Source organism: Achromobacter sp. MYb9 (genome assembly GCF_002975275.1).
Lineage (GTDB): Bacteria > Pseudomonadota > Gammaproteobacteria > Burkholderiales > Burkholderiaceae_B > Achromobacter.
In genome coordinates, this window is the sequence record NZ_PCOQ01000005.1 from 119578 (window position 1) to 131847 (window position 12270).

11 protein-coding genes are annotated in these 12270 nt (G+C 67.2%); 6 read left to right on the forward strand and 5 right to left on the reverse strand.

The annotated features are described in order from the left end of the window. Window positions 1-5: 5 nt before the first annotated feature. The 3 genes from CQ050_RS10280 to CQ050_RS10290 are packed head-to-tail and all read right to left on the reverse strand — an operon-like array spanning window position 6 to window position 4570. Window positions 6-1202, reverse strand: coding sequence for an acyl-CoA dehydrogenase family protein (locus CQ050_RS10280; RefSeq protein WP_105556726.1), 1197 nt, complete (start codon window positions 1200-1202; stop codon window positions 6-8). Window positions 1203-1210: 8 nt separating this feature from the next. Beyond that, window positions 1211-2392 carry an acetyl-CoA C-acyltransferase gene (locus CQ050_RS10285; RefSeq protein ID WP_105556727.1) on the reverse strand — a complete coding sequence of 394 codons (1182 nt, stop codon included), beginning with the start codon at window positions 2390-2392 and terminating at the stop codon, window positions 1211-1213. A gap of 54 nt (window positions 2393-2446) precedes the next feature. After that, entirely contained in the window at window positions 2447-4570 is a 2124-nt protein-coding gene (locus CQ050_RS10290) for a 3-hydroxyacyl-CoA dehydrogenase NAD-binding domain-containing protein (protein ID WP_105556728.1), read from the reverse strand. A 164-nt stretch (window positions 4571-4734) separates the two neighbouring features. Between CQ050_RS10290 and CQ050_RS10295 the strand changes: the two genes are divergently transcribed. The 6 genes from CQ050_RS10295 to sodC all read left to right on the forward strand — a co-directional run bounded on the left by CQ050_RS10295 (window position 4735) and on the right by sodC (window position 10169). Further along, the gene (locus CQ050_RS10295) at window positions 4735-5664 is read left to right on the forward strand and encodes a LysR family transcriptional regulator (protein ID WP_105556729.1); all 930 of its coding nucleotides are present in this window, start codon (window positions 4735-4737) and stop codon (window positions 5662-5664) included. Window positions 5665-5681: 17 nt separating this feature from the next. After that, the gene (locus CQ050_RS10300) at window positions 5682-6926 is read left to right on the forward strand and encodes an AI-2E family transporter (RefSeq protein ID WP_233213942.1); all 1245 of its coding nucleotides are present in this window, start codon (window positions 5682-5684) and stop codon (window positions 6924-6926) included. A gap of 3 nt (window positions 6927-6929) precedes the next feature. Further along, the gene (locus CQ050_RS31300; protein WP_369868265.1) at window positions 6930-7364 is read left to right on the forward strand and encodes a cation:proton antiporter; all 435 of its coding nucleotides are present in this window, start codon (window positions 6930-6932) and stop codon (window positions 7362-7364) included. 8 nt (window positions 7365-7372) lie between these two features. Continuing rightward, entirely contained in the window at window positions 7373-8125 is a 753-nt protein-coding gene (locus tag CQ050_RS31305) for a cation:proton antiporter (protein ID WP_369868266.1), read from the forward strand. Window positions 8126-8167: 42 nt separating this feature from the next. Beyond that, window positions 8168-9496: a DUF445 domain-containing protein gene (locus CQ050_RS10310; protein WP_369868267.1), complete on the forward strand. Its 1329-nt coding sequence runs from the start codon at window positions 8168-8170 to the stop codon at window positions 9494-9496. 148 nt (window positions 9497-9644) lie between these two features. Then, a complete protein-coding gene (gene sodC / locus CQ050_RS10315) occupies window positions 9645-10169 on the forward strand; it encodes a superoxide dismutase family protein (protein WP_105556731.1) in 525 nt (174 codons plus the stop codon). 44 nt (window positions 10170-10213) lie between these two features. Here the strand turns inward: sodC and CQ050_RS10320 are convergent, their stop codons facing one another. Together CQ050_RS10320 and CQ050_RS10325 are read right to left on the reverse strand one after the other, a co-directional pair. Beyond that, on the reverse strand, window positions 10214-10837 hold the full coding sequence (locus tag CQ050_RS10320; RefSeq protein ID WP_105556732.1) for a glutathione S-transferase family protein: 624 nt from the start codon (window positions 10835-10837) through the stop codon (window positions 10214-10216). A gap of 113 nt (window positions 10838-10950) precedes the next feature. Beyond that, window positions 10951-12171 (reverse strand): MFS transporter, encoded by a 1221-nt coding sequence (locus CQ050_RS10325; protein WP_105556733.1) that lies wholly within the window; start codon window positions 12169-12171, stop codon window positions 10951-10953. Window positions 12172-12270 lie beyond the last annotated feature (99 nt).

Below are 12270 nucleotides of genomic sequence, written 5' to 3' on the forward strand. Positions count from 1 at the left end.
GGCCCTTACAGTCCCAGGATCATCTTCGAGATGATGTTCTTCTGAATTTCATTGGAGCCGCCGAAGATCGACAGCTTGCGGTTGTTGAAGTACTGCGCCGCGGCGCTGTCGGCGCCTTCCGGGCCGATGGGGGGCGCGTCGTAGCCCTCATGCAGCGCTTCGGGCACGAAGGGGCGCGCGTAAGGGCCCATGGCGCGGCGGTTCAATGCCGTGATCTCTTGCCGGATCTGCGTGCCGCGGATTTTCAGCATCGAGCTCTCGGCGCCGGGCGCGCCGCCGCCGGCCACCGCCGCCACGACACGCAGGTTGGTGGTGCGCATATTGGCCAATTCAATTTCGACGCGTGCAAGGCGGGCCGCAAAATCCGGGTCTTCGGCCAGCGGGCGGCCGTGCTTCTTTTGCCGGGCGGCCACGGCTTTCAGGCGCTCCAGCGCGGCGGTCGATTGGCCCACGCCGGCGATGTTGGTGCGTTCGTACGTCAGCAGGTACTTGGCGCAAGTCCAGCCACGGTTTTCTTCGCCCACCAGGTTTTCGGCCGGCACGCGCACGTCCGAGAAGAACACTTCATTGACTTCGTGCTCGCCGTCCAGCGTGATGATGGGGCGCACTTCGACGCCGGGGCTGTTCATGTCGATGAGCAGGAAGCTGATGCCTTCCTGGCGCCGGCCTTCTTGCGAGGTGCGCACCAGGCAGAAGATCATGTTGGCGTATTGACCCAACGTGGTCCAGGTTTTCTGGCCGTTGACGATGTAGCTGTCGCCATCGCGGACGGCGGTCGTCTTGACGGACGCCAGGTCCGAGCCCGCGCCGGGTTCGGAGTAGCCCTGGCACCACCAGTCGCTGCCGTCCAGGATGCGTGGCAGCCAGTAGCGGCGCTGCGCGTCGCTGCCGTACTTGATCAGGACCGGGCCCAGCATGCTTAGCCCGAAGGGCACGATGCGGGGCGCTGCCGCCAACGCGCATTCATTGTCGAAGATGAACTTCTGGGTGGCGCTCCAGCCGGTGCCGCCGTATTCGACGGGCCAGTGGCTGGCCAGCCAGCCTTGCTGGTTCAGGATGGCGTGCCATTCGACCATGTCGGCGCGCGTCAGCAGTTTTCCCTGGCCGACCTTGTCGGACAGACGCCGGGGCAGCTTGGCCGCCAGGAACGCGCGCACGTCGTCGCGGAAAGCGTTTTCTTCGGGGGTGAATTCCAGGTCCATGTCGGTCCTTAATAGATTTCAAACAGGCCAGCCGCGCCCATGCCGCCGCCGATGCACATCGTGACGACGGCATAGCGGGCGCCGCGGCGGCGGCCTTCGATCAGCACATGGCCGGCCAGTCGCGCGCCGGTGACGCCGAAGGGATGGCCAAGCGCGATGGAGCCGCCGTCCACGTTCAGGCGGTCCATCGGGATGCCCAGTTTTTCCTGGCAGTACAGCGCTTGCGAGGCGAAGGCTTCGTTCAGTTCCCACAGGTCGATGTCCTGCACCTTCAGCCCGTGGCGGGCCAGCAGCTTGGGCACCGCATAGACGGGGCCGATGCCCATTTCGTCGGGCTCGCAACCGGCGATGGCCAGGCCGCGGAAAGCGCCCAGGGGGCGGATCCCGGCGCGCTGCGCATCGGCCGCTTCCATCAGCACGCAGGCCGCGGCGCCGTCGGACAGCTGTGATGCGTTGCCGGCCGTGACGAACTGGCCGTCGCCGCGCACGGGCGCAAGGCCGGCCAGGGCTTCATAAGTGGTGCCGGGACGGTTGCAGGTGTCTTTGTCCACCGTCACTTCGCGTTCGCTGACGGCGCCGGTGGCGCGGTCGGTGACGGACATGGTGGTGGTGACGGCGATGATCTCTTCGCGATAGCGCCCGGCGGCTTGGGCGGCTTCGGTGCGCGCCTGGCTTTGCGCGGCGAAGCGGTCCTGGGCTTCGCGGCTGATGCCGTAGCGGGCCGCCACGATGTCGGCCGTTTCAATCATCGGCAGGTAGAGTTCGGGCTTGTTGGCGACGATCCAGGGGTCCATGCCGCTGACGCCGTCGTCGCGCGTGCGGATCTGCGACACCAGTTCCACGCCGCCTGCGATCGCGGCGGGCGCGCCGTCCAGCACGATGCGCCCGGCGGCCGAAGCGATGGCTTGCAGGCCGGATGCGCAATAGCGGTTGACGGTGGCGCCGCCGACGCTGACGGGCAAGCCTGCGCGGATCACGGCCTGGCGGCCGATGTTGCGGCCGGTGGCGCCTTCGGGGTAACCGCAGCCGATGAAGGCGTCTTCGATCAGGGCGGGGTCGATGCCGGCGCGATCGACCGCGGCGCGCACCGCGTGGGCGGCCAGCGTGGGGCCTGCGATCAGGTTGAATTCACCGCGCCCCGCCTTGGTGATGGGGGTGCGGGCGGTAGAGACGATAACGGCTTCGCGCATGGGATGTCCTGTGGAATTGGGTCGGATCGAAAGCAGGGAAAGCGGGGCCGCGGATCAGTCTGCCTGGTTGAGGCTGGCGAAGTTGCGGCCGGACTCGGCCAACTGCACGAGCAGCGGCGACGGCTTCCAGAATGCGGGGTCTTCGTGGGCGTAGCCGCGGATGTCGGCCAGTACCTGGTCCAGGCCCACGCTGTCGGCGTAATGCATGGGGCCGCCGCGGTAACGCGGGAAGCCGTAGCCGGACAGGAACACCACGTCCACGTCGGAGGGGCGCAGCGCAATGCCCTGGTGCAGCACGTTGGCGGCTTCGTTGATCATGGCGGCCAGGTAGCGGCGCTGGATGTCCTCGTGCGTGAACGGGCGTGGCGTGACGCCGGCGCGGCGGCGCTCTTCGTCGATGATGGCCAGCACTTCCGGGTCGGGCGTGCCGACGCGCGCGCCGTCGGGATACAGGTAGAAGCCGCGCCCCGTCTTCTGGCCGAACCAGCCGCGTTCGCACAGGCGGTCGGGGATCTGTACATAGCGCAACGCCGGATCGCGCGTGGCGGCGCGGCGCTTGCGGGTCGCCCAGCCGATGTCGCCGCCGGCCAGGTCCGCCATCTGGTAAGGCCCCATCGGGTAGCCGAACTCGCGCACGGCGGCATCGATGTCGTAAGGCGATGCGCCGTCTTCCATCATCATGTCCGCGGCCTGGCGGTGCACGGCCAGGATCCGGTTGCCGATGAAGCCGTCGCATACGCCGGCGCGCACCGGCGTCTTGCGCAGCCGCCGCGCCAAGTCGAAGCCGGTGGCCACCGCGTCCGCGGCGGTGTGTTCGCCGACCACGATTTCCAGCAGCTTCATGATGTTGGCGGGCGAAAAGAAGTGCAGCCCCAGCACGTTGCCCGGCACGCGCGTGGCGCAGGCAATGCGGTTCACGTCCAGGTAAGAGGTGTTCGTGGCCAGCACCGCGCCGGGCTTGGCCACGCGGTCCAGCTGCGCGAAGACGGCAAGCTTGACGTCCATGTCTTCGAACACGGCTTCGATGATCAGGTCGGCGTCGTTCAGCGCGTCATACGTGGTCGCGCCCGTGAAACGCGCCATCCGGCCGTTGCGCTCGTCGGTGGTGATGCGGCCTTTCTTGACCAGCAGGTCGTAGACCTGGGCCACGCGCGCGCGGCCACGTTCCAGCGCCGCTTCGTCCTGTTCGACCATCACGACGGGCAGCCCGGCGTCCAGCACCGACACGGCAATGCCCGCGCCCATCGTGCCGCCGCCCACCACGCCGATCTTGTCCAGCCGGCGGGCGCGTGCTTCTTTCAGTTCAGGGATCTTGGTGGTTTCGCGTTCGGCAAAAAAAGCATGCACGAGGCCGGCCCGCTGCGGGCTTTCCAGGCATTGCAGGAACAGGGTGCGCTCGGTGCGCAGGCCTTCATCGAACGGTTGTTCGATGGCGGCGCGCACGGCCTCGACGATCTTCGCGGGCGAGTACAGGCCGCGCAAGGTCTTGGCGACTTGCTCGCCGGCAGCAGACGCTTCCGCCAACGCCGCGGCCTTGTCGGCCAGCGCGGCGGCGGCATCGCGGCTGCGGCGTGGACCGGCGCCCTCGGCCAGCAACCGCCGGGTGTAGGCAAGCCCCGCAGCCAAGGCGTCGTCACCTTCGCCGATGGCGTCGACAAGGCCGGCCTTCAGCGCGGCCTCGGCGGACAAGTGCTTGCCCGACAGCATCAGATCCAGCGCCGCGCGGGCGCCGATCAGGCGGGGCGTGCGCTGCGTGCCGCCCGCGCCCGGCAGCAGGCCCAGATTCACTTCCGGCAGGCCCAGCTTGGCGGTGGACAAAGCCAGCCGGTAATGCGCGGCCAACGCCACTTCCAGTCCGCCGCCCAAGGCCGCGCCGTGCAGCACGGCCACCACGGGTTTGGCGCTGGCTTCAATCTGGTTGCATACGTCTGGCAGGGCGGGCGGCTTGGGAGGTTTGCCGAATTCGCGGATGTCGGCGCCGGCAATGAAATTCTTGCCTGCGCCCACCAGCAGGATGGCGCGCACCTGCGCATCGGACTGCGCGGCCTGGATGCCGGCCGCGAGATCGCGGCGCACATCGGCGCTAAGCGCGTTGACCGGGGGATGATCCAGCGTGATGACCAGGATGTCTTCGTCGCGGCGCGCGTGGGCAGCGCCGGCAGGGCTCTTGTCCGTCATGGGACCTTGTCTCCAGTGGGGCGTCCGCCGTGGCGGCGCCTGGCGGGCCGGGAACGGCTCGTCTCTTATTTCCTTATTCTTTCCCAGTAAAGATGTCTTGACAATGGCATCGGGAATTGACATGGCGGATAATAAAATTTGACAATAACAGTGGAGGACCTGCTATGGACACCAAATCCCTGACATTGCTGGTGGAAATCCTGGATGCCGGCAATCTCAGCGAGGCCGCGCGCCGCCTGAAAATGACGCGCGCCAACGTCAGCTATCACTTGAACCAGCTAGAGCGCTCGGTGGGCATGCAACTGGTGCGGCGCACCACGCGCCACGTTGAAGCCACCGAAATCGGACTGAAGCTGTATCAGCATGGCCGCAGCATCCAGGACGAACTGGTGGCGGCCCGCGAGTCCGTTGAAACCTTGGGCAAGACGCCGCAAGGCAAGGTGCGCCTGAGCGTGCCCAGCGGCTATGGGCAGTTTGTGATGACGCCGTGGCTGCTGGAATTCAAGCTGGCGTATCCGGACATCGTGCTGGACGTGCTGTTCGAGAACAGCGTGGACGATCTGCTGCGCGACGAAGTCGATATTGCGGTGCGCATCATGTCGGAACCGCCGCAGAACCTGGTGGCGCGTGAATTGGGCAAGGTCCGCTACGTGGCGTGCGCGTCCAAGGCCTACGCTGACTGCCGCGGCCTGCCGCAGCGCCCCGAAGATCTGGCGGGTACGCCCGTGATCAGCGCGGCGGTCATCGGACGGCCGCTGCGGCTGTCGGCCTACTACGGCGGCGAGCCGCGTCAGCAGGTGGTGCTGGAACCCACCGTGATATCGCGCAATTACGCGTTCCTGCGCGATGCGATCCGCGCCGGGCTGGGCGTGGGCGTCGTGCCCGACTATGTCGTGCATGACGATATCGCCCGCGGCGACCTGCTGGCGGCGCTGACCGAATGGCGGTTGAGCATCTTCGGCCGCGGCATGTACATGCTCTATATGCCGAACCGGCACCATCCCCGGGCGATTTCCATGATGATCGAGTTCATCCTGGAACGGGCCCAGCGGGGTCACGAGGGCCAGGCGGGTTTGCTGGCACCGGCGGGCTGAGCGGCCAGGCACGCAACTTGCTGTCCCCATCCCATATCGAATGCGGGGGCAAGATGGAGATCACGACACCGGTGCAGCCGGCGCCGGACGCGGCGGAGCGGGCGAGGCCGACGGAAGCCGCCGCCGGGGACACGGCTGTCCCCGATAAGGTGACGGCCCAGGACGCCGGGTTGATCCCGGATTCGCCGCCCGATACGCCCCATGTGTGGGCACGCGGCGCCTGCCTGACCACGCTGACGGTCCTGGCGGTGTTGTTCACGCTCAAGCTGGCGCAGGAATTCATCGTGCCCGTGGTGATGGCGATCGTCATCGCCTATGCGCTGGACCCCATCGTGAGCCTGATGGGACGCGCCCGGGTGCCGCGCGTGATCGGCATACTGATCCTGATGTTCGCGATCGCCACCGGCCTGGCCGGGCTGGCCTACGTGACGCAGAACCAGGTCAGCTCCATCGTGCAGGCGTTGCCGGAGATTTCGGGCAAGCTCTCGCGTATCCTGGCCGGCGTGTCCAGCGGCGACGGCTCCATTTTTGAAAAGATGAAAGGCGCGGTCAGCCTGCTACAGGACAACGGCGGGATCGTGCCCGGCCGGCAGGTGGTCGTGGCCAAGTCCGATTCCGGCCTGAGCGATTTTCTGCTGTGGGGATCGAAGGGCGTGGCCGCCTTTATCGGGCAGGCCACGATGAGCGCATTCCTGGTGTTCTTCCTGCTGTTGTCTGGCAATGCCTTCAAGCGCAAGTTCGTGAAGGTGGCGGGAACGACCTTGTCGCAGAAGAAAATCAGTGTGCACATGCTGGACCAGATAAACAGCGCCATTCACCGGTACATGGCGATGATGCTGGTGACGAACCTGGCGTTGGGCCTGATGTCGTGGATCGCATTCCGCCTGTTGGGCCTGGAGAACGCGACGACCTGGGCGGTGGTGGCTGGCGCATTGCACATCATTCCTTACTTTGGTCCGTTGCTGACGGCGGTGGGGACGGGAATCGCGGCGCTTATCCAGTTCGGCGAGATCGGCCCGGCGCTGGCGGTGGCCGGCAGTTCGGTGGCCATCGCCTTGTTGATGGGCGTGGTGGTCACGACCTGGATGTCGGGGCGCATCGCCAGGATGAACGCCGTGGCGGTGTTCATGCTGCTGTTGTTGTTCACGTGGCTGTGGGGCGTGTGGGGGACGCTGTTGTCGGTGCCTCTTGCCTTCATCGCCAAGGTGGTCGCCGATCACGTCGAAGGGCTGGAAGCCGTGTCGGAGTTTCTGGGCGAATAGGCAATGAATATCGAAGCGGTCTGGTTTCTGCTGATCGGCGCGTTGTTCGTCTTGATGGTGGTGTCGAAGCGGCTGATCGATGCGCTGCCCATGACGGGGGCCATGGTGTATCTGGGGGTCGGCTTCCTGATCGGCCCGGCGGGCTTGGGGCTGCTGAAGCTGGACCTGTACGGCGATAGTCACTTGCTGCGCCTGGCGACCGAAGCGGCGTTGCCCGTTTCACTGTTCGCCGTGGGCATGCACTTGCGCGTGGCGTGCGGGCACGCGTTGTGGCGCTTGCCCTTGCGCCTGGCCGCCCCAGCCATGTTGCTGACCATCGGCTTGATGACGGCGTTCGGGCTGGGCTTCCTGGGTCTGGACCTGGGCGCGGCGCTGCTCATGGCGGCCGCGTTGGCGCCGACGGACCCCGTGCTGGCCAACGAACTGCGGCCGCGCTGATCTGGGGCGTGGCCGGGGCGGTGGCGATCGGGTGGCTGATGGGCACGCTGGGCGAACGTCTGATCGCCATGCTGCGTATCCGTTACGGCAACGCCTTGGGGCTGGACGAATTCCTGGCGCTGGGCCTGATGGCGCTGTGCTATGGGGCGACGTTGCTTGCCCACGGCTACGGCTTTCTTGCGGTCTTCTGCGCCGGGGTGGCGTTGCGCCAGCAGGAATTGCGCGCCACCGGCAGCGCGCGCAAGCCACGGGATGCCTTGCAGGAAGTGACGCTTGCCGAACAGGAACAAAGCGAACAGGACCCGCGTCTGGCGCATGCGCAATTGGCCGAATCGATGATGGCGACCTCGGTGGGGATGGAACGGTTCGCCGAGTTGGCGCTGATGCTGATCATCGGCTGCGTGGTGTCCGCGCATTGGCGCGAACTGCTGGGTTGGACGCCGCTGCTGGTGGCTGCCGTGCTGTTTGTCGTGGTGCGGCCGGCCAGCGTCATGCTGGCGCTGGCCGGCTCCACGCTTGATTGGCGGCAGCGTGGGCTGGCAAGCTGGCTGGGCATTCGCGGCGTCGGCACGTTCTACTATTTGCTGCTGGGGGTGGAGCAGGCGCCCGATGGGGTGGCGAGAGCACTGGCGCCGCTCTTGCTGGCCACCATCGTCGCGTCGGTGCTGGTGCATGGCATATCGGCCTCGCCCTTGATGGGGTGGTACGCGACGCGCCTGTCGGCGCGAACGCGCCGCGGCAAGACATCGCGGCCCACGTAGGCCGGGGTTGGTATGCTGACGGCTTGCTCCGACGGAAACCCTATGCCCGATACGTCCCGATCTCCGACGCCGTCAGCCCCCCATTCCGCCTTGGCGTCCGACGTGCGCCGGACGCAATTGCGGCGCATGAAGCTTGCCGCGCTGGCCTTGCTGGTTGCCATGATCAGCGGCTTCATCACCAGCCACGTGATGGGCGGGCAGGGCGTGTGGGCATGGGTGCGGGCATTTTGCGAAGCCGCGACGGTGGGCGCGCTGGCGGACTGGTTCGCGGTGGTGGCGCTGTTTCGCCGGCCGATGGGCCTGCCGATCCCGCACACCGCCATCATTCCCAGCAACAAGGATCGCATCGGCGACAACCTGGCCGTGTTCGTCCGCGACCATTTCCTGGACCCGGACACCTTGATGGAAAAGCTGCGGGTGTTTGATCCCGCCGCCCGCCTGTCCCGCTGGCTGGTGCGGCCGCGCCAGGCGCATGCGCTGAGCGACGGCGCCCGCCGGGTGGCCCTGCAGACGCTGGACCTGCTGGACGACCACGCCGTGCGCGGCGTCATCCAGGAGTTCGTGGTGAAGAACCTGCGCCGCTGGGACGCGGCCGGGACGGTGGGCGAGATCCTGGGCCTCTTGACCCGCGACGGGCGCCATCAGGAACTGCTGGATGCGGCCATGGAACGGCTGGGCGGGTACCTGGGCGAAGACGACGTAAAGGAACGCGCATCGACGCTGCTGGTGAAATTCGCCCGCAAGGAATGGCCGCGGATCATCGCGGCCGTCGACGTCGTCAAGTCGGTGGACGGCATTGCCGACAACCTTGCCGACCGGCTGGCCCTGGCGCTGGTGCAGGAGGTGCGCGACGTTCTATCCGAACCCGACCATCCCGTCAGGCGCGACTACGAGGCCTGGGTGCTGAACTACATCGAACGCTTGAAGTCCGATCCGGCCCTGTCGGCGCAGGTCGAAGAACTGAAGCAGCGCGCCATCGACCATCCGAAAGTGCAGGAGTACGTGCAGGGCCTGTGGGATGACATTCACGCGGCGTTGCGGCGCGATCTGTCGAACGAGGAGTCGGCGCTGGCCCGCCATCTGGAAAGCGCCTTGCTGGCGCTGGGCCGCAAACTGGGTGAAGACCCGGGGCTGCGCGACGCCATCAACAACCACGTTCTTGGCAGCGCCCGGCGCCTGACCGGCCGCCTGCGGATCGGCGTGACGGAGCATATTTCGCGCACCGTGAAGCACTGGGACGAGCGCCATCTGGTTGACGAACTGGAACTGAGCGTGGGGCGCGACCTGCAATACATCCGCTTCAACGGCACCTTGGTGGGCGGGCTGATCGGCGTGGCGCTGCACGCGCTGGTGCTGCTGGTCAATCGTTAACAAGGCTGATCGCTTGTATCAGGAATGAAGAATGCTGGCCGACGGGGCGGCGCCGGTGCTATTGTCATTGGCGCCCCGGGCGTGGCCGGCGCAGTCCGCGCCGCGCCGGGCACCCGCACTTCGCGTGCATGATTCCAGGAGGCACTTCATGAAGAAAATCTCGATGCTTGTCGCGGCGCTGGCACTGGCGGGCGCTTCGGGCGCGGCGCTGGCCGAAGACGTCTCGATGTCGTTCCTGACGGCCGACGGCATAGGCAAGAGCGCTGGCACGATTTCGCTGAAGGACACCAAAGGCGGCTTGGAGATCACGCCCAACCTGACGGGCCTGCCTCCAGGCGAACATGGCTTTCACGTTCATGAAAAAGGTTCGTGCATGCCGGGTCCGGTGAACGGTCAGACGGCGCCCGGCGGCGCGGCCGGTGGCCATCTGGACCCGAAGGGCACCAAGGCCCACAAAGGCCCGATGGCGACCGATGGCCATCAGGGCGACCTGCCATTCATCGTGGTGGCCGCCGATGGCACCGCGAAGAAAGCGGTCGTGGCGCCCCACTTGAAACTGGCCGACGTGAAGGCGCGCGCGGTCATGGTGCATGTGGGCGGCGACAACTACAGCGACACGCCCGCGCCGTTGGGCGGTGGAGGCGGCCGCCTGGTTTGCGGTGTGGTGAAGTAGTCGAAGCGCCCGCCCAAACGCGTCGGAAAGGCTGCGACGGCCGCTCAGGCCGTGCCGTTGCGGCCATGCAGCCGGTAGCCTTCCCGGCCGGCCAGCCGGTCGTAATAGGCGGAGACCGCGGGCAGGGCGGGCTTGTCGAAAGGCGTGGCGAACCACCGGTTCACCGATAGCCCGACGGGAATGTCCGCCAGTGAAAACGCATCGCCCGCCACATGGGCGCCGGTCTGCGCCAATTGCTGTTCGAGGATGCCCATGAAGTGCGCCCAGCCCTGGCACGACGCCTGGATACTGGCCGCGTCGCGGTGGTCGGGTGATTGCCGCGCCAACGCCATGAAGGCGTAGCTCCAGGACCGATTCAAGTCGGTCGCCTGCCAATCCATCCATTGATCCACGCGGGCGCGCAGCTGGGGCTCGGCGGGATACAAGTATTGGCCGCCGTATTGCGCGGCCAGGTATCGGATGATGCTGTTCGATTCCCACAGCACGAAATCGCCGTCCTGGATCACGGGCACCATGGCATTGGGGTTCAGCGCGAGGAATCGCGGATCGTTGGTCGGCTGAAAGCCCTTGCCCCAGTCCTCACGGGTGAAGGGCAGGTTCAGCTCGGCGCAGGCCCAAAGCACCTTGCGCACGTTGATGGATGACGCTTTACCCAATATTTTCAGCATCTTGTAGCAGAGCCCGTGAAGAGAATCCGGGCAGTCTAGCGGCCGCCGGGACGGTCCGCCAGATACAGATTGGGGCCGCGCCGTGCGTAACAGCCGCGGATGGCGGGGCGAAGTCAGGCGCCCGCCGGCTGGGGCTGATGGCGAAGCCGCCGCACGGGCGACGCGAACAACACCAGGAATTGCACCAGGAAGCCCGCCGTGGACACCCACAGGCAGGCTTCCAACCCGACCCGCGCGGCAAGCGTGGCGCCGATCAGTGCGCCGACGGGACGGGCGCCGAACGTGGCGGTCAGGATCACGGCGGACACGCGGCCCAACAGCGCGTTGGGCGTGACGGCCTGGCGCAAGGTGGTGGTGGTGATCGTCCAGAGGATGGGGCCCGCGCCGAACAGGAAAAAGCCCACGGCCGCCCACACACCGGACGGAAAGACCAGTGTCGACAGCAAGATGCCGCTTGCCGCCAACGCCGACAGCGGGCCCGAGGCGATCATCGCCCCGAACGATAGCCGGCGCGCCAGCCACGGGGCGGCCAATGCGCCCGCCAACATGCCGCCGCCGTACACGCCCAGCGTGACGCCCACGCCGGCGGCCGACAAGCCCAGGCGTTCGATGGCGTAGACGACGTAGACGGCCTGCAGCACGAACCAGGCGGTATTGAAGAACACGGCGGTCGCCAGTACCGGGCGCAATAGCGGATGCGTGCCGACAAAGGCGGCGCCTTCGCGCAGGTCGGCCAGCACGCGACGGCGAGCGGCCGGCTGAGGGGTGTCGGACGGCAGCCCCGCCAGCAGCACCGCCGCCAGCAGAGACAGCGTCGTGGCGATCACATACGCGACGGGGGCGCCGATCCAGCCGACCAGCGCGCCGCCTGCCGCGGGCCCGGCCGAAAACGCGCTGCTGCGCGCCAGCTCCAGCCAGCGGTTGGCGCTCGCCAGCTCGCTGGCAGGCACCAGCCGGGGCACCAGCGCCGGCGCCGCCACGTTGTAGGCGACCGTGCCGACCGCGCCCAGGAAACCCAGCGCGGCCAGCCAGTTCAGGCTCAGACCGCCCATGCCCAGCAGCGCCAGCAAGCCCAGCAGGCTGGCCGCCCGCACGCATTCGGCCGCCGTCATCAGGGCGCGGCGAGACATCCGGTCCGCCAGCACGCCGGCGGGCAGAGACAGCAGCAGGAACGGCAGGGTCTGCGCGGTTTGAAGATAGCCGGTCTGCGATGCCGTGGCGCCCAGCGCCAGCACGGCGACCAACGGCGCCGCCGCCAAGGCCATCTGTTCGGAAAACTGGGCTGCCAGATTTGAGGCGGCCAGACGGCGGAAAGCGGAGGGCAGGGCAGGCATGGGCGACGCCCGTTCGGGGCGCGGTAAACGGCAAGGGCACGATCATGATCGTGCCCTTGGCGGCCTGCACTCCGTTCCTTGCGCCGGCCTCGCGCTTGC

Bases quoted from the DNA above. Each gene is read 5' to 3' on its own strand.
- CQ050_RS10280 (WP_105556726.1), bottom strand. From the start codon at position 1,202: ATGGACCTGGAATTCACCCCCGAAGAAAACGCTTTCCGCGACGACGTG.
- CQ050_RS10285 (WP_105556727.1), bottom strand. From the start codon at position 2,392: ATGCGCGAAGCCGTTATCGTCTCTACCGCCCGCACCCCCATCACCAAG.
- CQ050_RS10290 (WP_105556728.1), bottom strand. From the start codon at position 4,570: ATGACGGACAAGAGCCCTGCCGGCGCTGCCCACGCGCGCCGCGACGAA.
- CQ050_RS10295 (WP_105556729.1), top strand. From the start codon at position 4,735: ATGGACACCAAATCCCTGACATTGCTGGTGGAAATCCTGGATGCCGGC.
- CQ050_RS31300 (WP_369868265.1), top strand. From the start codon at position 6,930: ATGAATATCGAAGCGGTCTGGTTTCTGCTGATCGGCGCGTTGTTCGTC.
- CQ050_RS10310 (WP_369868267.1), top strand. From the start codon at position 8,168: ATGCCCGATACGTCCCGATCTCCGACGCCGTCAGCCCCCCATTCCGCC.
- sodC (WP_105556731.1), top strand. From the start codon at position 9,645: ATGAAGAAAATCTCGATGCTTGTCGCGGCGCTGGCACTGGCGGGCGCT.
- CQ050_RS10320 (WP_105556732.1), bottom strand. From the start codon at position 10,837: ATGCTGAAAATATTGGGTAAAGCGTCATCCATCAACGTGCGCAAGGTG.
- CQ050_RS10325 (WP_105556733.1), bottom strand. From the start codon at position 12,171: ATGCCTGCCCTGCCCTCCGCTTTCCGCCGTCTGGCCGCCTCAAATCTG.